This is a genomic window from Nocardiopsis sp. LDBS1602, from assembly GCF_035818715.1.
In the GTDB taxonomy this organism is placed as follows: domain Bacteria; phylum Actinomycetota; class Actinomycetes; order Streptosporangiales; family Streptosporangiaceae; genus Nocardiopsis; species Nocardiopsis alba.
Genome location: NZ_JAYLVW010000004.1, coordinates 374,562 through 397,356, shown reverse-complemented (window position 1 = coordinate 397,356; position 22,795 = coordinate 374,562). Strand labels below are relative to the sequence as shown.

The 22,795-nt window shown below is 70.4% G+C and carries 20 protein-coding genes; 13 read left to right on the top strand and 7 right to left on the bottom strand.

Annotation, left to right across the window (positions count from 1 at the left end; translation table 11 throughout):
* From infB to truB, 4 genes are all read left to right on the top strand, one after another.
* Positions 1-2,081, top strand: a 2,081-nt coding sequence (gene infB / locus U9J66_RS16965) for a translation initiation factor IF-2 (protein ID WP_326338133.1), incomplete at its 5' end; no start/stop codon positions are given.
* Positions 2,082-2,169: 88 nt separating this feature from the next.
* Positions 2,170-2,466 (top strand): DUF503 domain-containing protein, encoded by a 297-nt coding sequence (locus U9J66_RS16960; protein ID WP_014912439.1) that lies wholly within the window; start codon positions 2,170-2,172, stop codon positions 2,464-2,466.
* A 2-nt stretch (positions 2,467-2,468) separates the two neighbouring features.
* Positions 2,469-2,912 (top strand): 30S ribosome-binding factor RbfA, encoded by a 444-nt coding sequence (gene rbfA, locus U9J66_RS16955; RefSeq protein WP_014908642.1) that lies wholly within the window; start codon positions 2,469-2,471, stop codon positions 2,910-2,912.
* Between the two features lie 80 nt (positions 2,913-2,992).
* A complete protein-coding gene (gene truB / locus U9J66_RS16950) occupies positions 2,993-3,880 on the top strand; it encodes a tRNA pseudouridine(55) synthase TruB (RefSeq protein ID WP_017533636.1) in 888 nt (295 codons plus the stop codon).
* A 23-nt stretch (positions 3,881-3,903) separates the two neighbouring features.
* On the opposite strand, the gene U9J66_RS16945 is transcribed toward truB, so the two are convergent.
* The gene (locus U9J66_RS16945) at positions 3,904-4,797 is read right to left on the bottom strand and encodes an alpha/beta fold hydrolase (RefSeq protein WP_193789592.1); all 894 of its coding nucleotides are present in this window, start codon (positions 4,795-4,797) and stop codon (positions 3,904-3,906) included.
* 167 nt (positions 4,798-4,964) lie between these two features.
* On the opposite strand from U9J66_RS16945, the gene U9J66_RS16940 reads away from it, so the two are divergent.
* From U9J66_RS16940 to U9J66_RS16925, 4 genes are all read left to right on the top strand, one after another.
* On the top strand, positions 4,965-5,927 hold the full coding sequence (locus U9J66_RS16940) for a bifunctional riboflavin kinase/FAD synthetase (RefSeq protein WP_017533638.1): 963 nt from the start codon (positions 4,965-4,967) through the stop codon (positions 5,925-5,927).
* 256 nt (positions 5,928-6,183) lie between these two features.
* Positions 6,184-6,453, top strand: a complete 270-nt coding sequence (gene rpsO, locus U9J66_RS16935; protein WP_014913440.1) for a 30S ribosomal protein S15 — start codon at positions 6,184-6,186, stop codon at positions 6,451-6,453.
* A 294-nt stretch (positions 6,454-6,747) separates the two neighbouring features.
* Positions 6,748-9,054: a polyribonucleotide nucleotidyltransferase gene (locus tag U9J66_RS16930; protein WP_017533639.1), complete on the top strand. Its 2,307-nt coding sequence runs from the start codon at positions 6,748-6,750 to the stop codon at positions 9,052-9,054.
* Positions 9,055-9,162: 108 nt separating this feature from the next.
* On the top strand, positions 9,163-10,497 hold the full coding sequence (locus tag U9J66_RS16925; protein ID WP_026124844.1) for a M16 family metallopeptidase: 1,335 nt from the start codon (positions 9,163-9,165) through the stop codon (positions 10,495-10,497).
* Positions 10,498-10,568: 71 nt separating this feature from the next.
* Here U9J66_RS16925 and U9J66_RS16920 read toward each other — a convergent pair whose 3' ends face one another.
* The 3 genes from U9J66_RS16920 to U9J66_RS16910 form a co-directional block, all read right to left on the bottom strand.
* Complete coding sequence (locus U9J66_RS16920; RefSeq protein ID WP_014909037.1) at positions 10,569-11,042, bottom strand: Hsp20/alpha crystallin family protein; 474 nt, start codon at positions 11,040-11,042, stop codon at positions 10,569-10,571.
* Entirely contained in the window at positions 11,039-12,619 is a 1,581-nt protein-coding gene (locus U9J66_RS16915; RefSeq protein ID WP_378626149.1) for a BCCT family transporter, read from the bottom strand. Before U9J66_RS16915 ends, U9J66_RS16920 begins: the two co-directional genes overlap by 4 nt.
* Positions 12,620-12,886: 267 nt before the next feature.
* Complete coding sequence (locus tag U9J66_RS16910; RefSeq protein WP_014909384.1) at positions 12,887-13,405, bottom strand: MarR family winged helix-turn-helix transcriptional regulator; 519 nt, start codon at positions 13,403-13,405, stop codon at positions 12,887-12,889.
* 194 nt (positions 13,406-13,599) lie between these two features.
* On the opposite strand from U9J66_RS16910, the gene U9J66_RS16905 reads away from it, so the two are divergent.
* From U9J66_RS16905 to U9J66_RS16890, 4 genes are all read left to right on the top strand, one after another.
* Positions 13,600-14,673, top strand: a complete 1,074-nt coding sequence (locus U9J66_RS16905) for a polyprenyl synthetase family protein (RefSeq protein ID WP_161110469.1) — start codon at positions 13,600-13,602, stop codon at positions 14,671-14,673.
* A 90-nt stretch (positions 14,674-14,763) separates the two neighbouring features.
* On the top strand, positions 14,764-16,230 hold the full coding sequence (gene crtI, locus U9J66_RS16900; RefSeq protein WP_161110468.1) for a phytoene desaturase family protein: 1,467 nt from the start codon (positions 14,764-14,766) through the stop codon (positions 16,228-16,230).
* Positions 16,227-17,186 carry a phytoene/squalene synthase family protein gene (locus tag U9J66_RS16895; RefSeq protein WP_326338132.1) on the top strand — a complete coding sequence of 320 codons (960 nt, stop codon included), beginning with the start codon at positions 16,227-16,229 and terminating at the stop codon, positions 17,184-17,186. Before crtI ends, U9J66_RS16895 begins: the two co-directional genes overlap by 4 nt.
* Before the next feature lie 13 nt (positions 17,187-17,199).
* Complete coding sequence (locus tag U9J66_RS16890; RefSeq protein ID WP_017533644.1) at positions 17,200-18,204, top strand: DUF5914 domain-containing protein; 1,005 nt, start codon at positions 17,200-17,202, stop codon at positions 18,202-18,204.
* Here the strand turns inward: U9J66_RS16890 and U9J66_RS16885 are convergent.
* Both U9J66_RS16885 and U9J66_RS16880 read right to left on the bottom strand, forming a co-directional pair.
* Entirely contained in the window at positions 18,201-19,748 is a 1,548-nt protein-coding gene (locus U9J66_RS16885) for an FAD-dependent oxidoreductase (RefSeq protein ID WP_442789857.1), read from the bottom strand. The two genes, U9J66_RS16890 and U9J66_RS16885, sit on opposite strands and share 4 nt — an antisense overlap.
* Positions 19,745-20,491 carry a class I SAM-dependent methyltransferase gene (locus tag U9J66_RS16880; RefSeq protein WP_042285060.1) on the bottom strand — a complete coding sequence of 249 codons (747 nt, stop codon included), beginning with the start codon at positions 20,489-20,491 and terminating at the stop codon, positions 19,745-19,747. Before U9J66_RS16880 ends, U9J66_RS16885 begins: the two co-directional genes overlap by 4 nt.
* 53 nt (positions 20,492-20,544) lie before the next feature.
* On the opposite strand from U9J66_RS16880, the gene U9J66_RS16875 reads away from it, so the two are divergent.
* Positions 20,545-21,774 (top strand): lycopene cyclase family protein, encoded by a 1,230-nt coding sequence (locus tag U9J66_RS16875; RefSeq protein WP_161110467.1) that lies wholly within the window; start codon positions 20,545-20,547, stop codon positions 21,772-21,774.
* On the opposite strand, the gene U9J66_RS16870 is transcribed toward U9J66_RS16875, so the two are convergent.
* Entirely contained in the window at positions 21,743-22,759 is a 1,017-nt protein-coding gene (locus U9J66_RS16870) for a MerR family transcriptional regulator (protein WP_326338131.1), read from the bottom strand. The two genes, U9J66_RS16875 and U9J66_RS16870, sit on opposite strands and share 32 nt — an antisense overlap.
* Between the last annotated feature and the right edge of the window lie 36 nt (positions 22,760-22,795).

The window sequence follows — 22,795 nt, the reverse complement described above, 5'->3', positions numbered from 1 at the left end:
CGGGCGGCGGTCGCGGTGGCGGTCGTCCCGGTGGCGGCGGTGGCCGCGGTCGAGGCGGCGCTCCGGCCGGTGCCGGTCCGCGTCCCGGCGGTGGCGGCGGCGGTCGTCCCGGCGGTTTCGGTGGTCGTCCCGGCGGTCGTGGCCGCGGTGGCGGCACGGCCGGCGCGTTCGGTCGTCCGGGCGGTCGTCCCGGACGTGCCCGCAAGTCCAAGAAGCAGCGGCGTCAAGAGTTCAACGATCTTCAGGCCCCGTCCTTCGGCGGCGTGAAGATCCCGAGCGGCAACGGCCAGACCATCCGTCTGTCCCGTGGCGCCTCCCTGTCGGACTTCGGCGACAAGATCGACGTCAACCCGGCGTCGCTGGTCCAGGTCATGATGCACCTGGGCGAGATGGTCACCGCGACCCAGTCGCTGCCCGACGAGACGCTTCAGCTCCTCGGTGAGGAACTCAGCTACCAGGTCGAGGTCGTCAGCCCCGAGGACGAGGACCGCGAGCTCCTGGAGTCCTTCTCCATCGAGTTCGGCGAGGACGAGGGCGGCACCGCCGAGCTGCGTCCGCGCCCGCCGGTGGTCACCGTCATGGGTCACGTCGACCACGGTAAGACCCGACTGCTGGACACCATCCGCAAGACCAACGTCGTCAGCGGCGAGGCCGGCGGTATCACCCAGCACATCGGTGCCTACCAGGTCTCCACCGAGGTGGACGGCGAGGAGCGCAAGCTCACCTTCATCGACACCCCGGGTCACGAGGCGTTCACCGCCATGCGTGCCCGTGGTGCGAAGGTCACCGACATCGCGGTGCTGGTCGTGGCGGCCGACGACGGCGTCAAGCCGCAGACGGCCGAGGCCATCGACCACGCCAAGGCGGCCGAGGTCCCGATCGTCGTCGCGGTCAACAAGATCGACGTCGAGGGCGCCGACCCGCAGCGTGTCCGCGCGCAGCTCACCGAGTACGGCCTGGTGGCCGAGGAGTACGGCGGCGACGTCCAGTTCGTGGACATCTCCGCGCTCAAGGGCGACAACATCGACACCCTGCTGGAGTCGGTCGTCCTGACCTCGGACGCCGCTCTGGAACTCCAGGCCAACCCGGACATGGACGCCCAGGGTCTGGCGATCGAGGCCTACCTCGACCGCGGACGCGGTTCCATGGCCACGGTCCTGGTCCAGCGAGGCACGCTCAACGTCGGTGACTCCATCGTCTGTGGCGACGCCTACGGTCGCGTTCGCGCCATGCTCGACGAGCACGGTCAGAACGTGCAGTCGGCCGAGCCGTCCCGTCCGGTCCAGGTCCTGGGTCTGACCAACGTGCCCAGCGCCGGTGACAACTTCCTGGTCGTCAAGGACGACCGGGTGGCGCGGCAGATCGCCCAGCAGCGTGAGGCGCGCGAGCGCTTCGCCCAGCAGGCGCGTTCGGCCCGTCGGGTCACCCTCGACAACTGGCAGTCCGCCATCAAGGAGGGCGAGCGCTCCGAGCTGCTCCTCCTCATCAAGGGCGACATGTCCGGTTCGGTCGAGGCGCTCGAGGAGTCGCTGCTCAAGATCGACGCCGGTGGCGACGAGGTCGGCATCCGGATCATCGGTCGCGGTGTCGGTGCGATCACCCAGAACGACATCAACCTGGCGTCCTCCGCAGACGCCATCATCGTCGGCTTCAACGTTCGGCCCGAGGGCAAGAACAGCGAGCTGGCGGACCGTATGGGTGTCGACATCCGGTACTACTCGGTCATCTACCAGGCCATCGACGAGGTCGAGGCCGCCGTGAAGGGTCTCCTCAAGCCGGTCTACGAGGAGGTCCAGCTCGGCAGCGCCGAGATCCGCGAGGTCTTCAAGGTGCCGAAGATCGGCAACATCGCCGGTTCCATCGTCCGCAACGGCCTCATCCGCCGTAACAGCAAGGCGCGGCTCATCCGCGACGGGGTCGTCATCTCCGACAACCTCAACGTCGAGTCGCTGCGTCGCTTCAAGGACGACGCCACCGAGGTCCGCGAGGGCTTCGAGTGCGGTATCGGTGTCGGCTACAACGATCTTCGGGTCGAGGACGTCATCGAGACCTACGAGATGCAGGAGAAGCCCCGCGACTAGTCGTGGAGCCATCCACCTGGGGCCCCGGACCGTTCGTGTCCGGGGCCCCGCCTTTGCCGGCCCGCACAACAACACCACGGGTGATCACTTGTACGTCGGGGCGTTGACCCTGGACGTGCTCCTCGGAGACGTCCAGTCGCTCAAGCAGAAACGCTCGGTGGTCCGACCGGTCGTCTCCGATCTGCGCCGAAAGTTCTCGGTGTCGGTCTCGGAGGTGGGCGAACACGACCTCTACCGTCGGGCGAAGATCGGTGTCGCGGTGGTCGCGCCCACGGCCGCCCACGCCAGGGACCAGATGGACACCTGCGAGCGTTTCGTCGCGGGCCGTCCCGAACTGGAGCTGCTGTCCGCCAGGCAGCGGCTCTTCAACGAAGAGGAAGACTGACGATGGTTGACGCCGCACGCGCGCGGAAGATCGCCGACAGGATCCAGCGGATCGTCGCCGAGATGCTGGACCGGCGGATCAAGGACCCGCGCCTGGGATTCGTCACCGTGACCGACGCCCGTATCACCGCCGACCTGCGTGACGCGACGGTGTACTACACGGTGTTCGGCAGCGCCGAGGAGAAGGCGGCGAGCTCCGCCGCTCTGGAGAGCGCCAAGGGCCTGATCCGTAGTGAGGTCGGTCGCCAGACCGGCATTCGGCACACCCCGAGCCTGACCTTCGTCATCGACGAGGTCCAGGAGAACGCCCAGCACATCGAGAAGCTGCTGGTCGAGGCGCGCAGGTCCGACGAGGAGGTGGCCAAGAAGGCCACCGGCGCCGAGCACGCGGGCGAGGCCGACCCCTACAAGGCCCCGCGTGAGGACGACGAGGCCGAGGACGAGTAGATCCGTCCCCCGAGGACGGCGGTACGAGTGGTGCCGCCGTCCTCACCCTTCCCTTTCTCCCTTCTGCACTGAGGAGTGCCATGGCCGACAGTGGCGTCGTGGTCGTCGACAAGCCCGCCGACTGGACCTCGCACGACGTGGTCGCCAAGACCAGAGGCCTGGCGCGTACCCGCCGCGTGGGGCACGCGGGGACCCTGGACCCGATGGCCACCGGTGTGCTGGTCCTGGGGATCGAGAAGGGCACCAAACTGCTCGGTCACCTGACCCTGACGGAGAAGACCTACGAGGCCACGATCCGACTTGGCCTGGTGACCAACACCGACGACGCCGAGGGCGAGCCCGGGGCCAGGGTCGACGCCTCCGCCGTGTCCGATGAGGACGTACACGCGGCGGTGGCGAAGCTGACCGGTCCCATCCAGCAGATCCCGCCGCAGGTCAGCGCGATCAAGGTGAACGGTGAGCGCGCCTACAAGGCGGCTCGCGCCGGTCGGGAGGTCGAGCTCAAGGCCCGTACGGTCACGATCGAACGGTTCGAGGTCACCGACATCCGTCGTGAGAGCGACGCCGACGGTGTCCTCGTGGACGTGGACGCGGTGATCACCTGTTCCAGTGGGACCTACATCCGTTCGCTCGCCCGGGACATGGGCGTCGATCTCGGGGTGGGCGGTCACCTGACCGCCCTGCGCCGTACCCGGGTGGGGCCCTACGACCTGTCCCAGGCCCGGACCCTGGACCAGCTCGCCAAGGAGTTCACGCAGGTGCCGCTGGCCCAGGCGGTGGCCGCGGCGTTCCCGGTGCGCACCATGGACGAGGCCGAGACCCGCGCCATCCGTCACGGCAACCGCATCGGTGAGAGCTCTCTGGGGGAGGGGCCGATCGGACTCTTCGCCCCCGACGGCACGGTGGTGGCCCTGGGCGAGAACCGGCCCGGCCACATGAAGCCGGTGGTCGTCTTCGACCCCGCCTGACACCGTTCCGCCGTCCTCCCGGCCTACCGTCGGGACGTGTCCCTTCCGAGGGTGGTCGAGGAGGGGGAGACCTCCTCGTCCAGGAACTCGGCGAGGGCGGCGGTGAGCTCGCCCGGACGCTCGACCGAGGGCAGGTGTCCGGTGTCGGGCATCGTCAGCGAACGGGCGCCCGGGATCCCCTCCATGTAGAGGTCGGCGACCTCTTGGACGGCGGCGACCTCGGACAGACCCTTCACGACCAGGGTCGGTACGGTGATCTCGCCCAGCCGGTCCACGGCCGGACGTTCGGGCCAGGCCGGTTCGTTGGCCGGACTCGACCAGCGGCGGGCGAAGAGTTCCCGCAGCATCAACAGGGACAGGTCCCAGGCCTCCAGCGGTAGGTCCTCGGGGGAGCGGTCCGGCCCCAGCACCATGAACCGGGCCTGGGCCTCGGCCATCGCTGCGACGTCCTCCGGCAGTACCACGGCGTCGCCCGCGCGATAGGTCGCCAACCGGTCCGGGGGCACGGCGGCCAGGATCGCCTCGCGCGATTCCCGCAGGAACTCGCCGGTCCATCTGTGACCGGACATCCCCGGGCAGACCAGTGCCAGCGCCTCCACCCGCTCCGGGGCGGCCAAGGCGGCGTCGACCGCGTAGGCGCCCCCGAACGACGCCCCCACCAGGGTCGCCGACCCGATCTCCAGGGCGTCCATCAGGTCCAACAGGTCCTCATGGTGGGGGACCGGGCCCTCGTGGTCGGCCGAACCCCCGTATCCCCGCTGGTCGTAGCGGATCACCCGGTGGGTCCTCGACAGGTTCGTGAACTGGTGGTCCCACATACGCCGATCGGCGATCCCCGCGTGCGCGAACACGACCGCTGGACCGTCGCCGGCCTCGTCATAGGACAGACGAGTCTTATCGGTGCTGATCATCGCCATCCCGGAACGGTAAACCGAGTGTCCGCCCCGGGCCAAGTCCCCTTTGCCGAGGGCGGAACGGACGTCCTGCGTGGTGGGCGGCACCGGTCGGCTGTCGGAAGTCGCCTCCGCGACGTGGCACGCTGGACTCGGAACGACTTCACCATGACGGACAAGGGGAACCGAACGTGCGGAGATGGGACGGGCTGGGGGACATTCCCACCGATCAGGGACGCTCCGTGGTGGCCATCGGTGTCTTCGACGGTGTGCACCGAGGCCATCGGGCCCTCCTGGCCACCGCCGTCGAGCACGGACGCCGTCTGGGACTCCCGGTCGTCGTGGTCACCTTCGACCCCCACCCGGAGCGGGTCCTGCGCGGGCACACCCCGCCGGTGCTGACCTCGATCGATCGACGGGTCGGGCTCCTGGACGACCTCGGGGCCGACGCCGTGTGCGTCCTGCCCTTCACCAAGGAGCTCTCTTCGCTGAGCCCCGAGGACTTCGTCCAGCGGGTGCTGATCGACCGCCTGGGCGCGGCCGCCGTGGTGGTGGGGGAGGACTTCCGCTTCGGTCACCGCGCGGCGGGCGATGTCGCCGTCCTCGCCGAGCTGGGCGAGCGGTTCGACTTCGTGGTGGACGGGGTCCGCCTCGTCGCGGAAGGGGAGACCATCACCTCCACCCGGATCCGCGCCCTGCTGGAGCGGGGAGACGTGAGCACGGCCGCCGAGCTTCTGGGGCGGCCACATCAGGTGGGCGGGGAGATCGTCCACGGGGCGGCCCGGGGCCGGGAACTCCTCGGATTCCCCACCGCCAACCTGGACCTGGACCCGGACACCGCCGTTCCCGGAGACGGGGTCTACGCCGGGTGGCTCGGACGTCGGGAGGCCGGGCCCGGGCACGAGTCGCGCTGGCCCGCGGCGATCTCGGTCGGCACCAACCCGACCTTCGACGGCACCGAACGCACCGTCGAGGCGTACGCGTTGGACCGCGACGACCTCGAACTGTACGGGGTGGACATGACGGTGGACTTCGTCGCGCGTATCCGCGGTCAGGAGCGGTTCGAGGATCTGGACGATCTCATCGTCGCGATGCGCCGCGACGTCGACCGTTGCCGCGACGTGCTCGCCCCGGAGACCGGCGACACCGTCTGAGGAGTGCGGTATCACCGAAAGCGCGGGCGTTCCACCTCGTCACCTGGGGTAGGGTGGGTCACGTTCACGTGTGTCCACGTTCGGTCACGCCCGTTCGGGCGGGGTCGACGGGAGCGCGGCGCACCCACGCCATCGGCGGCGGGCCGCGCGCACCGCACACGACGGTGACTGTTCGTACGCGCGGTCACCGCGTCTGAACCCCTGTCCTCATGTACCGGGGCTCGCCCTGCGTACCGATTCCGGAAGAAGGAGCGTCGTGTCGATCGACACCGCCACCAAGGAAAAGATCATCGCCGAGTACGCCACGAAGGAAGGCGACACCGGCTCCCCCGAGGTCCAGGTCGCGCTGCTCACGCACCGCATCACCGAGCTCACCGAGCACCTCAAGGACCACAAGCACGACCACCACAGCCGTCGTGGCCTGCTCCTGATGGTCGGCCGTCGCCGCCGTCTCCTCAAGTACATCGCCAAGCAGGACATCACCCGCTACCGCTCGCTGATCGAGCGCCTGGGTCTGCGCCGCTAAGGTGAAACCGGAGGGAGTGGCTTCGGCCGCTCCCTCTTTGTTAGTAAGGTGTGATCGGAGTGGTGCCCGCCACGGGCTCCACCCGACGAACCGCACCCGTGCCGTTCCCCCGGTCAACAGGGGTCGGTCCTCGGTAGTGGTCTCCGGACACCGCCCTTTCGGGGGAGGTTCCGTGGGCTTCGATCGATGACCGGCCGTCATCACCTCCGGGGCACGACGCGGGAAGACAGAAGACTGTCGCGCATGCCGGAACATCGGACGCGACGTGACCCGATGTGTAACAGGAGGTCGCCCATGGAGGGCGTTTTCTCTGCCGAAGCCGTCATCGACAACGGTGGGTTCGGCACCCGCACCATCCGCTTCGAGACCGGCCGTCTGGCCCGTCAGGCCGCCGGTTCGGCCACGGTCTACCTGGACGACGAGACCGTCGTCCTGTCGGCCACCACCGCCTCGAAGCGTCCCAAGGACAACCTCGACTTCTTCCCGCTGACGGTGGACGTCGAGGAGCGGATGTACGCCGCCGGCCGTATCCCCGGCTCGTTCTTCCGTCGTGAGGGCCGTCCCTCCGAGGACGCCATCCTCACCTGCCGTCTCATCGACCGGCCGCTGCGTCCGTCCTTCAAGAAGGGCCTGCGCAACGAGATCCAGATCGTCGAGACGGTCCTGGCCCTGCACCCCGAGCACCTGTACGACGTCGTCGCCATCAACGCGGCCTCGATGTCCACCCAGATCGCCGGGTTGCCCTTCTCCGGCCCGATCGGCGGCGTGCGCGTCGCTCTGATCGACGGCCAGTGGGTCGGCTTCCCCACCCACGCCGAGCTGGAGAACGCCACCTTCGACATGGTCGTGGCCGGCCGCGTCCTGGAGGACGGCGACGTCGCGATCATGATGGTCGAGGCCGAGTCCACCACGCGCACGCTGAAGCTGGTCGCCGAGGGCGCCGTCGGCCCCAACGAGCAGACCGTGGCCGAGGGCCTGGAGGCCGCCAAGCCCTTCATCAAGGTGCTCTGCAAGGCCCAGCAGGCCGTCGCCGAGCAGACCGGTCGTGAAGAGGGCGAGTTCCCGATCTTCCTCGACTACGAGGACGACGCCTACGCCGCCGTCGAGGGCGCGGTCCGCGAGGACCTGGCCAAGGCGCTCACCATCGCGGACAAGCAGGACCGCGAGGCCGAGCTCGACAAGATCAAGGCCGAGGCCGGCGAGCGTCTGGCCGCGGACTTCGAGGGTCGCGAGAAGGAGGTCGGCGCCGCCTTCCGCAGCCTGAGCAAGCAGCTCATGCGCGAGCGCGTGCTGCGCGACCAGGTCCGCATCGACGGTCGTGGCCCCAAGGACATCCGCCAGCTCAGTGCCGAGGTGGGCATCCTGCCCCGCGTGCACGGCTCGGCTCTCTTCGAGCGCGGTGAGACCCAGATCATGGGCGTCACCACGCTGAACATGCTGCGCATGGAGCAGACGGTCGACACTCTCAACCCTGAGAAGACCAAGCGCTACATGCACAACTACAACTTCCCGCCCTACTCCACCGGTGAGACCGGTCGGGTGGGCTCGCCCAAGCGGCGCGAGATCGGGCACGGCGCCCTGGCCGAGCGGGCCCTGCTGCCGGTGCTGCCCTCCCGCGAGGAGTTCCCGTACGCGATCCGTCAGGTCTCCGAGGCCCTCGGCTCCAACGGCTCCACCTCGATGGGTTCGGTCTGCGCCTCCACCATGTCCCTGATGGCGGCCGGTGTGCCCCTCAAGGAGATGGTCTCCGGTATCGCCATGGGTCTGATCAGCGAGGGCGACGAGTTCGTCACGCTGACCGACATCCTCGGTGCCGAGGACGCCTTCGGCGACATGGACTTCAAGGTCGCCGGTACCCGTGACCTGATCACGGCCCTCCAGCTCGACACCAAGCTCGACGGCATCCCCGCCGAGCAGCTGGCCCTGGCGCTCCAGCAGGCCCGCGGCGCCCGTCTGGCCATCCTGGACGTCATGCAGGAGGCCATCGAGCGTCCGGCCGAGATGAGCCCGAACGCTCCGCGCATCCTGACCGTCAAGGTCCCGGTGGAGAAGATCGGCGAGGTCATCGGCCCCAAGGGCAAGATGATCAACTCGATCCAGGACGACACCGGCGCCGACATCACGATCGAGGACGACGGCACCATCTACATCGGTGCCACCGACGGCCCCTCCGCCGAGGCGGCCCGGGACACGATCAACCAGATCGCCAACCCGACCATGCCCGAGGTCGGCGACCGCTACCTGGGTACCGTCGTCAAGACGACCACCTTCGGCGCGTTCGTCTCGCTGCTGCCCGGCAAGGACGGTCTGCTGCACATCTCGCAGATCCGTAAGCTGCACGGCGGTCAGCGGATCGAGAACCTCGACGACGTGATCAGCATCGGCGAGAAGATCCAGGTCGAGATCCGCGAGATCGACGACCGGGGCAAGCTCTCCCTGGTCCCGGTCGAGGTCGTCGAGGCCGAGGCCGCCAAGAACGAGGGCGGGGAGTCCTCCGAGTCCGCCGCCAAGGGCGAGGACAAGGGCGACGACGCCAAGGGCGAGGGCGCCCCGCGTCGCCGTCGTCGTCGCAGCTCGGGCGGGCGTTCCGAGAACACCTGATCCTGACTGACCCTGTACGGGGCGGTCGCGTCTTCGACGATGCGGCCGCCCCGTCGGCGTACGCCGCATATGCTCTGCTGGATGTTCCGACGCGAAGAAGAAGGATTCATGAGTTCTGTCCCCACCGCCGCCGAGCAGGAGCCGGGCACCACCGTGACGCTGCTGGAGCCCGACGGCGGTTCCGGTCTGGTACGTCGGACGGTGCTTCCCGGCGGCCTGCGCGTGGTCACCGAGAACATCCCCGGCGTGCGTTCGGCCGCCTTCGGGATCTCCGCGACCACCGGCTCCCGTGACGAGGACTCCGCGCACGCGGGCTCCGCTCACTTCCTGGAGCACCTGCTCTTCAAGGGGACCCGGACCCGTTCGGCGTTGGAGATCTCCGCGCTGCTGGACGGGGTGGGCGCCGACCACAACGCCTACACCACCAAGGAGCACACCTGCTACTACGCGAAGGTGCTCGACCGTGATCTGCCGCTGGCCGTGGACGTGGTCGGCGACATGGTCGCCCACTCGGTCCTGGACGAGGGAGAGGTGGAGACCGAGCGCGGCGTGATCCTGGAGGAGATCGCCATGTACGAGGACGAGCCCGCCGACCTGGTGGACGACGTCTTCGCCGAGCACTTCTTCGGGGACACCCCGCTGGGCCGACCCATCCTGGGCACCACCGACACGATCAAGGCCCTGCCGCGCGAGCGGATCGCCGAGCAGTACCGTGACGCCTACGTCCCCTCCGAGCTCATCGTGACGGCCGCGGGCAGTCTCGATCACGCCGAGGTCGTGGACCGGGTGGCCGCGATCTTCGCCGAGCAGTCGGCGGCGGCCGGGGACGCCCGTCCCTCCGGTCCTCGCGGCCCGGGCGAGCCCGTGCGCACCTTCGACGGGACCATCGTGCAGCCCCGTGAGACCGAACAGGCGCACATCATCCTGGGGTCGGAGGGCATCGTCCGCACCGACCCGCGCTGGCACGCGCTGCGTCTTCTGGGCGCCGCTCTGGGCGGGGGCATGTCCTCCCGCCTGTTCCAGGAGGTTCGGGAGAAGCGCGGGCTGGCCTATGCCGTGCACGCCTACCACACCGCCTACGCGGACACGGGCACCTTCCAGATCTACGCGGGCTGCCTTCCGGAGAAGGCCGACGAGGTCATCGGCGTGTGCCGTGAGGAGCTCGCCAAGGTCGCGGCCTCCGGTATCACCGAGGAGGAGCTCGTCCGGGCCAAGGGCCAGATCCAGGGGGCCATGGTCATGGGCAGCGAGGGCACCAACGCGAGGATGGGGCGCCTGCTCTCGCACGAGCTGGTGCAGCCGCGTCACTTCTCGATCGACGAGGACCTGGCCCGCTTCGACGCCGTCACCCTGAACGACGTCTCCGAGGTCGCCGCCGACATCCTCACCCGGCCGCGCGCGCTGGCCGTGATCGGCCCTTACGAGGCCGACCGGGTCTTCTGACCGTTCGAGGAACGACGAAGGGGCCGTGTGTTCTCGCGAACACACGGCCCCTCACGCTTGCGGCGGGGTGTCTACTTTCCGGGCTTCTTACGGCGCTTGATGGCGATGCGCCTGGGGGCCGACGCGTTCGCGGCCCCGTGCACGGTCACCTCCAGGAGACCCTCGCCGTAGCCGGCCTCGATGTCGCTCTCGGTCACCCCGTCGGGGAGGCTGATCTCCCGTCGGAAGGTGCCCATGAACCGCTCCGAGGAGTAGTAGACGACATCGTCTCCGTCGCGACGTCGTTCACCGCTGATGGTCAGGACCCCGTGGACGAGGCTGACCGTCACGTCCTCTTCGAGCACCCCCGACACCTCGCATCGGATCACCAGGTCGTTGCCCCTGGCGAGGATGTCGGTGGGCGGGCTCCAGGCGTCGGCGAAGCCGCGCTGGCGGTCACCGGCCTGACCGTTCTCGATGGAGGTCATGGTGTCGGAGATACGGTTCATCTCCGTGATCATGTCCACCACCCCGTAGAAGGGGTTGCCGAACTTCTTGGGCGTCATGTGCCGTCTTCCTCCTTCGGAGCGTTGTCACCGCCCTGACGGGCCGTCCGTCCGGCGTCGACCTTCGAACGGGAGGAGTCCCCGTTCTTCTTCAGGGCCACACCGGGTTTCGGTTCCTTCGCGAGCCCCTTGAACAGTCCCCACAACATGAACACGAGGATGACCGCGAAGGGAAGCCCCGTGACGACCGAGGCCGCCTGAAGGGCGCCGAGCGCGTTCGCGCCGCCCAGGACCAGCAGGATGAGCGTCACGCCGCCCTCGCTGATGGCCCAGAACGCGCGCTGGAGCTTGACCGGCTTGGTGTCGCCCCCGTTGGTGAGGGTGTCCACCACCAGCGAGCCCGAGTCGGAGGAGGTGACGAAGAAGACCGCCACCACGACGATCAGCAGCACGGAGGCGATCGTCGCGACGATCGGGGTCAGCGGCAGGGCGTCCAGTAGGTGGAACGCGGCCGAGGCCTCGTCGCCGTCCTGGAAGCCGCCCTCACCGAACAGCTCGTAGTACAGGCCCGAGCCGCCGAAGACGCCGAACCAGAGGATGGAGACCACGACCGGGGCGAACAGGGCGCCGATGATGAACTCGCGGATCGTGCGGCCGTACGAGATGCGGGCCAGGAAGATACCGACGAAGGGCGACCAGGAGATCCACCAGCCCCAGTAGAAGATGCTCCAGCCGGTGGTGAAGGTCGCGGCGGTCTCGTCGGCGAGCGGGCTCGGGAAGGACAGGCTCCACTGCACCAGGTTGCCGAGGTATTCGCCGGCGCCGGTGAGCATGGAGCTGACGATCCACAGCTTGGGTCCCACGGCGAAGATGAACGCCAGCAGGATGAAGGCCAGCCACAGGTTGATCACCGAGAGCCGCCGGATGCCCTTGTCGATACCGGCCATCACGCTGTACAGGGCGATACCGGTGATCACGATGATGATGATCGACTGGGTCAGCGAGTTGTTGGGCATCCCGGTGACCTGGGTCAGGCCGCTGTTGATCTGGAGCGTGCCCAGACCGAGCGAGGTCGCCAGACCGAAGATGGTGCCGAAGACGGCCAGGATGTCCACGATGTGGCCCGGCCAGCCGAACGCGCGGTCGCCCAGTAGCGGGTAGAGCGCCGACGCGGGACGGAGTGGGAGGCCCTTGCGGAAGGCGAAGTAGCCCAGGGACAGGCCGAGGGCGATGTAGATGGCCCAGGGGTGGAAGCTCCAGTGGAAGAAGCTCAGGCCCAGGGCCTCGCCGACCCCGGCGGGGGAGGGCGCGGTCTCGGCGAGCTCCTCGCTGCGGGGAGCGTGCAGATGGGTCACGGGTTCGGCGACGCCCCAGAAGACGAGACCGATGCCCATACCCGTGGTGAAGAGCATCGCGAACCAGGCGACGGTGCCGAACTCGGGCCTGGAGTCGTCCGGGCCGAGTTTGATGCTTCCGAAGCGGCTCAGCATCAGGAAGATGGCCGCGCCGAGGAAGAAGGTGGTCGCCAGGACGTAGAACCAGCCCAGGTCGGTTCCGATCCAGTCTCGGACCTTGGTCGCCCCGTCCAGTAGGGGTTCGGTGTAGGCCACGCCGAGAACGACGAAGGCGATGATCACCAGACTGGAGACGATGAAGACGGGCGGATTCGTGTGTTGGCGTATGTAGTTGCGCAGGGCTGAGATGTCGACTCCTTCCCATCCCCGCCGGACAGGCGCGTACGGGGGTGGAGATACCGGTTCCTGCTACCGGCTGCGGATGGGTACCGTGGGATGGTAGGGGCTTACTACCAGGTAGTAAAGCGACCGTCACTACACGGACAGCTCCGACAAAGAGTGTGATGTCGGATTCGGTGGGTGGTGCGCGTCGTGTGCGCCTTCCGGAGGTCAGCCGGTCCCGTGGGGAGGTCTCTGGGCGACGAGCTCGTCCAGAACGGCGTTGACCTGGTTCAACCAGCCCACGATCACCTCCAGGTCCTCCGCCGGATAATCCTCGTGCATGGCGGTCATGACCTCGCGCATCCCCGGAGCGGTCCGCGCGGCGAGACGCTCGGCACCCTCCACGAGACGAACCGCGATCTTGCGCCGGTCCAGCGGGTGCGGGGCGCGTTCGACGAGACCGCGCGCCTCCATCCGGTCGATCACCCCGGTCACCGAACCGGTGGACAGACGGAGGCTGTCGGCGATCTCCCCGGGCGTCATGGACCCCGAGACCCGGAGCAGCGTGTAGCACTGGAAGTCCGTCGGGTTCATGCCCGAACGCTCCGACATCCGGTGCAGCAGCCGGACCAACCCCACCGCGAGCCGCTGACCGTCGTTCTGGAGCTCCGTGTACAGCTCCGACCGCGGGCGCGGGCCGCCCCCGTCGGGCCCGTGCGGTTCGGCCGTTCCGGACACGGTGTCCATGGGTCTCCCAACGTCACGACGATCGGCCCCTCCGGCCACTGGGGACGAGTTTACGGGCGCCTCGAAGTGTCGCGCGGCCTGGAAAGTGACCATGTGAAACAGTGCGGATGACGAGAACGGCGAGCATCGGGCCCGTACGGGTCCCGGACCTCGCCACGAGGCCGTCACCACCAGCGCCGGGAGGGGGAGCCTCTGTGACCGGGCATGCCCTGCTCACGGGCGTCGAGGACATCCGAGAGGCCGTCGGCGAGACCTTGCGTCGGTATCTGACGGAACGGGTCCGCGAGGTCGGCGCCCTCGACGCCGAATGCGGTCGTGAACTGGCCGACCGCGTCACCTCCTTCGCCCTGGGCGGCAAACGGATCAGGTCGACCCTGGTCTGGTGGGGCCGGCTCGCCGGCGGCGGAGAGGACCGGGGTACCGGGGCCCGGATCGCTCTATCGGCCGGAGCGGCGATCGAACTCTTCCAGACGTTCGCGCTGATCCACGACGACGTCATGGATTCGGCTCCGGAGCGGAGAGGCGAGCCCTCGATCCACGTCCTCCACGCGGCCCGCCACCGTTCGCGCTCCTACGCGGGCGATCCCGAACGGTACGGCGACTCGATGGCGATACTGACCGGAGACCTGGCCCTGGCCTGGGCGGACGACCTGCTGTACGAGGCTGCGGCCGGCCGGCCGCGGGCGCTGCGGATATGGCGCGACATGCGGACCGAGGTGATGGTCGGCCAGTACCTCGACCTGCGCTCCCAAGCGCGCACCGAACGCTCCGTGGGACGGGCCCTGAGGATCGACCGGCTCAAGACCGCGTCCTACACCGTCGAACGACCCCTCCGACTGGGGGCGGCCCTGGCGGGCGCGCCGGCACCGGTGGAGGAGGCGCTGCGCGGCTACGGACGCGACGTGGGGGTGGCCTACCAGCTCAGAGACGACCTCTTGGACCTCTACGGCGACCCGGCCCGGACCGGGAGGGAACCGGGGGAGGACCTGAGAGAGGGCAAGAACACCATGCTCCTGGCGTCGGGGATCGACCTGGCCCGGCGGAGCGGCGACACCGCCGCCCTGGCCCTGCTGGAAGGGGTCGGAACCGTTCCCGTGGACCCGGCGGAGGCCGCCGAGACCCTCGAACGGCTGGGCGCCAGGGACCTGGTCGTCGACCACTGCCGCTCCCTGGCGGACCGGGGGGCCTCCCGGATCGCCGGCCTCGACATCGATCCGGGCGTCCGCGACGGACTCCTCGACTTCGCCGAGAGCGCGGCGCGCATCTGACACTCCCGGTCCACGAGCGGAAGGGATCCCTTGACCCCTGATCCGAAACCCCGTCGAACGGCCGGCCCGGCCCCGTCGGACCGCGGCCCGGTGGTGATCGTCGGCGCCGGCCTGTCCGGCCTGGCGTGCGCCCTGCACCTCCTCGGCGCCGGACGCGACGTGACGATCATCGAACGCGAGGAACACCCGGGAGGCCGGGCGGGACGTCTGGACATGGACGGCTTCCGCGTCGACACCGGCCCCACCGTCCTGACCATGCCCGAGATCCTGGGCGAGGCCTTCGCGGCGGTCGGCGAGGACATGACGGACCGGCTGGAGCTCCTCCCGCTGGCACCGGCCTACCGCGCGGCCTTCGCCGACGGGTCCACCGTCGACGTGCACACCGATCGTCGACGCATGACCGCCGAGGTGGCGCGCGTGGCCGGGGTCCGTGAGGCCGTCGGCTACCTTCGGCTGCGCGAGTGGCTCACCCGCCTGTACGAGGTGGAGATGCGCTCCTTCATCGACGCCCGGTTCGACTCGCCCCTGGACCTGCTCCGCCCCGACCTGGCGAGGCTGGCCGCGTCCGGCGGCTTCGGCCGTCTGGCCCCCGCCATCGGACGCCACCTGCGGGACGAGCGCCTGCGCAGGATCTTCTCCTTCCAGTCGCTGTACGCGGGGGTGTCGCCCCGCAAGGCTTTGGCCGCCTACGCCGTCATCGCCTACATGGACACCGTCGCGGGCGTGTACTTCCCCAAGGGCGGGATGCGGGCCATCGCCGACGCGATGGCGGAGGCCGTCACCGGCGCGGGCGGACGGCTGCGCTACGGAGAGAACGTCACCCGCGTGGAACGGTCCGGCGACCGGGTCACGGCCGTGGTCACCGAGGGCGGCGAACGGACGCGCTGCGACCACGTCGTCCTGACCACCGACCTGCCGGTCGCCCACCGCCTGCTGGACCACCGTTCACGCCGGCTCGTCCCGCACCGGTTCTCGCCCTCGGCGGTGGTCCTGCACCTGGGGACCGACCGCACCTGGGAACAGCTGTCCCACCACACGATCTCCTTCGGAGACGCCTGGGAGAGCACCTTCACCGAGATCATCGACCAGGGCCGCACGATGAGCGACCCGTCCCTGCTGATCACCCAGCCCACCCGCACCGACCCCGGGCTGGCCCCGGAGGGGCACCACCTGTTCTACGTCCTGGCGCCCGCGCCCAACCTCGCCGCGGGCGACATCGACTGGGACCGTGAGGGCCCCCGCTACCGCGACGAGATCGTCCGGACCCTGGAGAAAAGGGGGATGAACGGCCTGGACGCCTCCATACGCGCCGAACGGCTCGTCACCCCCGTCGACTGGGCCCGCCTCGGACTGGCCCGGGGGACGCCCTTCTCGTTGGCGCACACCTTCGCCCAGACGGGCCCCTTCCGTCCGCGGCCCGTGGTGCCCGGGATCGCCAACGCGGTCCTCGCCGGATGCGGCACCCATCCCGGCGTCGGGCTGCCCACCGTGCTCCTCTCGGGGAGGCTGGCCGCCGAGCGGATCCTGGCCGCCTCGTCCCGGAGGGGGCGCCGATGAGCTCCGCCACCGCCGAACTGGACGCGGCCGGGATCACCGCGCGGGTCCTGCGCGAGGACTACCTGCGCTGCCGAGGGCTGCACGCCCACCACGGCCGTACCTACTACACGGCCACGCGTGTCCTGCCGTCGGCGCGGAGGCCCCACATCCACGCCCTCTACGGTTTCGCCCGCTGGGTGGACGACATCGTCGACGAACCCGGCCCCGGGACGACCGTCGACGACCAGGCGGCCCGACTGGACGCCATCGACGCCGACCTGGAGCGGGCCCTGTCCGGGCGGGAACCGGACGAACCGGTGCTGCGGGCCTTGGCGCACACCGTCGACCACCACGAACTGGACCCGGGGTACTTCACGGCCTTCATGGCCTCCATGCGCATGGACCTGACGACCACCGAGTACCGAGACCTCGACCACCTGCGCGAGTACATGTACGGCTCGGCCGCGGTCATCGGACTCCAGGTCCTGCCGGTCCTGGGCACGGTCGCGCGACGGGAGGAGGCCGCGCCGCACGCGGCCGCCCTGGGCGAGGCCTTCCAACTGACCAACTTCCTGCGCGACGTGTCCGAGGACCTCGCGCGTGGACGCGTCTACCTGCCCGCGGACGTCCTCGCCGGCCACGGTGTCGATCGTGAACGGCTCGCGGACTGCGCCCGCAGACGGGCGCCGGACCCGCCGGCGCGTCGGGCCCTCGCCGAACTCGTCGAGGTCAACCGGGACCTCTACCGCCTCGCCGAACCCGGGGTGGCGATGCTCGAACCGGTCTCCCGACCGTGTGTCTCCACCGCCCTGCGGCTCTACCGGGCCATCCTGGACGAGATCGTCGCCGCGGACTTCGACGTGTGGAGCGTCCGGCACCGGGTCTCCGGGACCCGCAAGGCGGTGGCGGCCATGCCGGCGCTGGCCCGCTCCCTGTGGGCCAGGGCCGTCCCACGACCACGGAGACCGACCCCCTGAGGAGAGAGCGCACATGCCCCTGCCCGATCCCGCTCCGCGACGGATCCCCCTGCGCCGGCTTCCGAAGGACACCTGGGCACGCCAGGACCCCACCTGGAGGGAGGCGACCCCCAGGGTGATCGACGCCGCCCTCGAACGGGCGCTGGCCCGCCCCTCCGGGAACTGGTACGTCCTCGCCGCCTCCGACGAGGTACGGGCCGGCGGCCCCTTCGGCCGGGTGGTGGCGGGCGTGGAGCTGGTCGCCTGGCGTGACGGAGAGGGCATCGTGCGCGTAGGGCCCGGCGCCTGCCCCCACCTCGGAGCGCCCCTGTGCCGGGGAGCCGTCGACCGAGGGCGTCTGGTGTGCCGCTGGCACGGTCTCTCCCTCGGCGCCGAGGGCTTTCCCGGATGGAGCCCCTACCCGGCCCACGACGACGGCGTGCTCGTGTGGGTGCGGTTGGATCACGTGGGCGGAGAGGAGCCCCTGGACCGGCCCGTCCTCCCGGAACGCCCCGACGCCTCCCGGCACCTCGCCGCCGTCGAGAGCCTGGCGGGCCGCTGCGAACCCGAGGACGTGGTCGCCAACCGCCTCGACCCCTGGCACGGATCCTGGTTCCACCCCTACTCGTTCGTCGGGCTGCGGGTCACCGAGGTGCCGGAGGGCCCCGACCCCGACCCGGACCGGATGGTGGTGGACGTCGGTTTCCGGGTGGCCGGTCGATGGGGCGTGCCCGTGCGCGCCGCCTTCTCCTGTCCCGATCCCAGGACCGTGGTCATGACCATCATCGAGGGCGAGGGGGAGGGCAGTGTGGTGGAGACGCACGCCACCCCGCTCGGTGTGGACGGACGGGGCGTCCCACGCACCGCCGTCATCGAGGCGACGATCGCCGTCTCCGAGCGCGGCGGCTTCGCGTTGGCGCGCGGGGTCGCGGGCGCGATCCGACCGATGATGCGGATCGCGGCCCGTCGACTGTGGCGCGACGACCTGGCCTACGCGGAACGGCGCTACCTGCTGCGTTCCAAGAAAGACCTTCCCTAGCCGCTCAGCAGGCCGGAGAGCGCGCGCAAGGGGGCGAAGCGGCCGCGGCGGGGCACGCTCCACACCGCGTGGCCCCGCCGCCCCCACTGGGTGAGCAGGGCGTTGGCCGCCAGGACGCCGGTGGTGGCCGCGCGCTCCATCAACGCCACCGGCAGGTCCACCCGCACGTGGTCTCCGGCCACGACCAGCCACGGGTCGGGGGTGGTGACCGCGCACCGGCGCTCGAAACCGCCCGGCGGGAACAGCGAACAGTCCTCGCGCAGCTCGTGCCGCGCGTCCACGATCCGGGCCGAACGCAACTCCGGATAGACCGATAGCGCCTGTTTCCACAGTGAGGCCCGCTCGGTGGCGAGATCGCAGCCCTGGGGCAGCGCGTAGGCGTGCAGCTCCACCACCGAACCACCGGTGCGCCGCGACCACGCCGCGGACTCGTCCTCGTAGCGCTCCAGCACGCTGACGTTGTCCAGGGTGGGATGCCCGGCGGTGCCCAGGAAGGCCTGGCGGTGCGGACGGACCGGGCGATCCAGCCAGTAGCGCGAGACCAGGAACGGAGGAGCCGAAGGGGACGCCGACGCGCGGGAACGCCACTCCTCGTCGCCGAGGGCGGGAGAGTCGGCCACCAGGCGGCGCAGCCCTCCCGGTTCGGTGGCCAGCACCACCCCGTCGAACCGGGCGCTCCGGTCGCCCTCGGGCCCCGTCCAGTGCACGGTGGCCCCCTCGGCCTCCGCCGACGGAACGATCCGTTCCACCCGGGCCTTCCGTCGGAATCGCGCTCCGGCCCCGCTCAGACGTTCGACCAGGGGGTCCCACAGGGCCTGAGGAAAGGGTGAACGCGGCACGTCGAAGACCAACCCCTCCGAGGAGCCGAGGAAGTAGATGTGGAACATCACGGCCATCTCCGCCGCCGACAGGTCCTCCGGAGCGGCGAAGAAGCTCCGGCCGAACACCTCGAAGGCCAGATGACGGGCGTCGGGCGGGAAACGGACGGTCTCCAACAGGTCCCGCGCGCTCAGATGGTCCAGACGCCGGTACACGTCCGGTACCTCCACGTCCAACAGTCGGAGAGCGGCGGGCACGTTCACGTCCGCCAACGCCCGGAGGGCGAAGCTCCGGCTCGTGGCCGCCAGCGCGAAGGCGTTCCACGGAGGCGTCCGGGGCAGGCCGGAGAACCGGTCGGCCGCGCCCGAGGCGTGGGCCAGCGGATAGTCGGTCAGGGGGGCCAGCCCGGACAGGTCCGGATCGGCGTGGGCCAGCAGGTCGCGCAGGTTGTAGTACTGCCGGAAGAAGGCGTGGAACCCCCGGCTCATCGTCACGGTGGAGCCGTCGGCCAGGCGGGTCTCCCAACCGCGCAGGCGGCCTCCCCAACCCTCCTCGCGTTCGAGGACCTCCACCTCCACCCCGCGTTCGGTCAGGGCACGCGCGGCCGACAGACCGGCGATGCCGGCGCCCACCACGGCCACCCTGGGCGTGCGCGTCGGCGCGGGGGCCACCGGTTCGGGCGCGGGGATCCTCTCCGCGAGTCGGTCGCGTACGCGCGCGTTCACCAGGACCCGCCGGGACGGGAGCCGAGGAACGTGTGGGTGATCCCGTACCGCCACCCCGGGAACGAGGCCCGGGCCACCGACTCCAGACCGGCCGCGCGCATCCGCTCCGAGAGGGTCTCCGCCCCGTCGAACTCCAAGACGCTGCGCCACAGGTAGCGGAACAGGTCCGCCCGGCCGGTCAGGAGCCGGCCCGCCGGGACGATCACCCCTCGGCACACGGCCGTCCAGACCATACGGGCCCCGATCGAGTCCGCCACGGAGTACTCGTGCAGGGCCACGCGTCCGCCGGGGCGCAGGATCGCCCCGATCGTCGCCAGGAGGGCATCGGGATCGGGGACGTTGCGGATCAGGTAGGCGGCGAACACCGCGTCCGCGGGGCCGCCCAGTCGTTCGGCCGCCCATGCCGGATCGAGGGACTCGGCCCGCGCCCGATGGAACTCGACGCCGCCGGGCCAGGGTTTGGTCCGCGCCACGTCGAGCATGCCCTGAGAGGCGTCCACCGCGAGGATCCGTGCCCGGGGGGCGGCTTCGACCAGGGCCGCCGTGGAGGCCCCGGTCCCGCACCCCAGGTCGAGGAGGCGCAGCCCCTCGCCGTCCCCGGGAAGGCGCAGACGCCGTACGGAGGTTCGCAGGTCACGGTGGTAGCCCGGGTTGGCCCCGACCAGCCGGTCATAGGAGCCCGCCGCGTGGTCGAACCCCTCGGTGACCGCGCCGGCCCTCGCTCGTTCCGCGTCGGTGGTCATGATCCTCCCGTGTCCGATCGCCGTTCACCCGAGGTCACCGGCATGCTGGTGGTATGGCCGACTATGACGTGGTGATCATCGGAGGGGGCGCCGCAGGGCTCACCCTGGCCCATCACATCGGCGAGGTCAACGAACGACGCGGACGACCCCTGCGCACGGCCCTGCTGGAGCCTCCGCCCGGACCGCACACCCCGCCCCCGCGTACCTGGTGTTTCTGGGAGGAGGGGGACGGTCTCTGGGAGCCCCTTCTGGCGGCCCGATGGCGCGACCTGACCGTGGTGGGCGCCGATGGGGCGCGCCACCGCTCCGCGGCCGACCCCTACCGGTACAAGATGCTGCGCTCCGACGACGTGGTCGCGTTCGTGCGCGGCCGGGCCGACGAGTACCTCGACCAGCGGGAACTGTTCGTGACCGCTCTGAGCGACGGCCCCGAACACGCCACGGTCCACGCCACCGATCCGCGAGGGGCCGACGTCCGACTCACCGCGCGCTGGGTCTTCGACTCCCGCCCGCCGGCCGCTCGGAGCGGCGGGCGCACCACCCTGCTCCAACACTTCCGGGGATGGTTCGTCCGGACCCCGAAGGAGGCCTTCGACCCCGAGAGCGCCGTGCTCATGGACCTTCGACCGCCACAGCCGTCCACCGGCGTGGCCTTCGGCTACGTGCTTCCGCTGTCCTCCCGCGAAGCCCTGGTGGAGTACACCGAGTTCGGCCGTTCCGTTCTGAGCACCGCCGAGTACGAGGCGGCCCTGGACGCCTACGGCGCCACCATCGGGTTGGAGGACTTCGAGGTGGTCTCCTCCGAGCAGGGGGTGATCCCCATGACCGACGCGCCCTTTCCGACCCGGGTGGGGCGACGGCTGTTCCGGATCGGCGCCGCGGGCGGGGCGACCCGCCCCTCCACCGGCTACACCTTCGGAGGCGCCTCACGCCAGGCGGCCGCGGTGGCCGAGGCCCTGGCCGAGGGGCGGACCCCGATCCCGCCGGTGCCGTACCGGGCCCGGCACCTGGCCATGGACGCCGTCATGCTGCGCGCCCTGGACACCGGTCGGGTGCGCGGCTCCGACTTCTTCGCCCGGCTCTTCGCGGGGAACCGGCTCGGTGACGTCCTGGCGTTCCTCGACGGTGCCTCATCCGTGCGCCGGGAGTTGGCGATGGGGCTGACCACCCCGGTCGCGGCCATGTCCCACAGCACCCTGGACCATCTGTGGTACGTCCTGCGTTCCCGGGTCGGTCGGCCCGGTCGCGGCCTCAACGGAGCAGGTGGGTCATGGCCTCGGTGAGGGAGGAGAGGTGGCCGTCCGTGATCCGGGTGAGGGGCCCCGCCTCCCGCCAGCCGGGCCCCGCCGTGTACAAGGCCGTGCGGAGGCGACCCGCGCCGGTCGCCCGGGCGACGGCCCTCAGGGTCGCGACCCCCTGATCGCCCTTGGCGTGGCACCAGAGCACCACGGCGCTCGGCGCGGTCCGCGCGATGGTGCGCACGGTCGCCTCGGCCGGGGTGCACGGGCCCAGCACCCGTTGTGGCCGACCCCTCTCGCGCAGTGCCGCCGCCAAGGCCTCCAAGGGCAGTCCGTGCATCTCGTGCGGGAGGCACGCCAGGACCACCGGCCTCGCGGTGGAGGGGACCGGGCCGGTGACCCGTCGCAGGACCGAGGAGACCGACCACGACAGCAGGTGCTCGACCTCCACGTAGCGTCGGGTGTCCTCCCACTTGCGCCCCATTCCGTACAGCAGGGGCATGGCCAGGTTCTCCCAGGTCGCCACGGTTCCGTGCTCCTCCAGCGCCGACCACAACAGCCGTTCCACGAGCTCGCAGTCCATGCGCATGGCGGCGCGGGCGATCCCCTGGAGGAGCGGCGGCGCGGGGCCCAGGGGGAGTGTGTCCCCGCCGGAACGACTTCGTGAGGGCCGGCCGGACCCGTGGTCCGAAGGGGCGAGAGAGCCACCTGATGGGGCGTATGTGGCCTCGTGTCCGGTTCGGTGTACCTCATCCGGGGAATCCTCGGATGACACGTCGGCGGACGTGGACCGGTACGTCGGGGCGTCCTGTTCCAGGACCCGCCGTGCCGCCGAGGCGGGCGGAAAGCCCTCGCCGACCAGGCGGCACAGCTCCCGCAGCCGGTCCATGTCGGCCGGCGAGTACCGGCGGTGACCACCGGGGCTGCGTTCGCCCGGACCGATCCCGTACCGCCGGTCCCAGCTGCGCAGCGTGGTCGGCGCGACCCCGAGCAGCCGGGCCGCGGCACCGGGGGTGAGCGCGTCGTTCATGGCACCTCGACACGTTGCGAAAGCGGTGCGACTTGT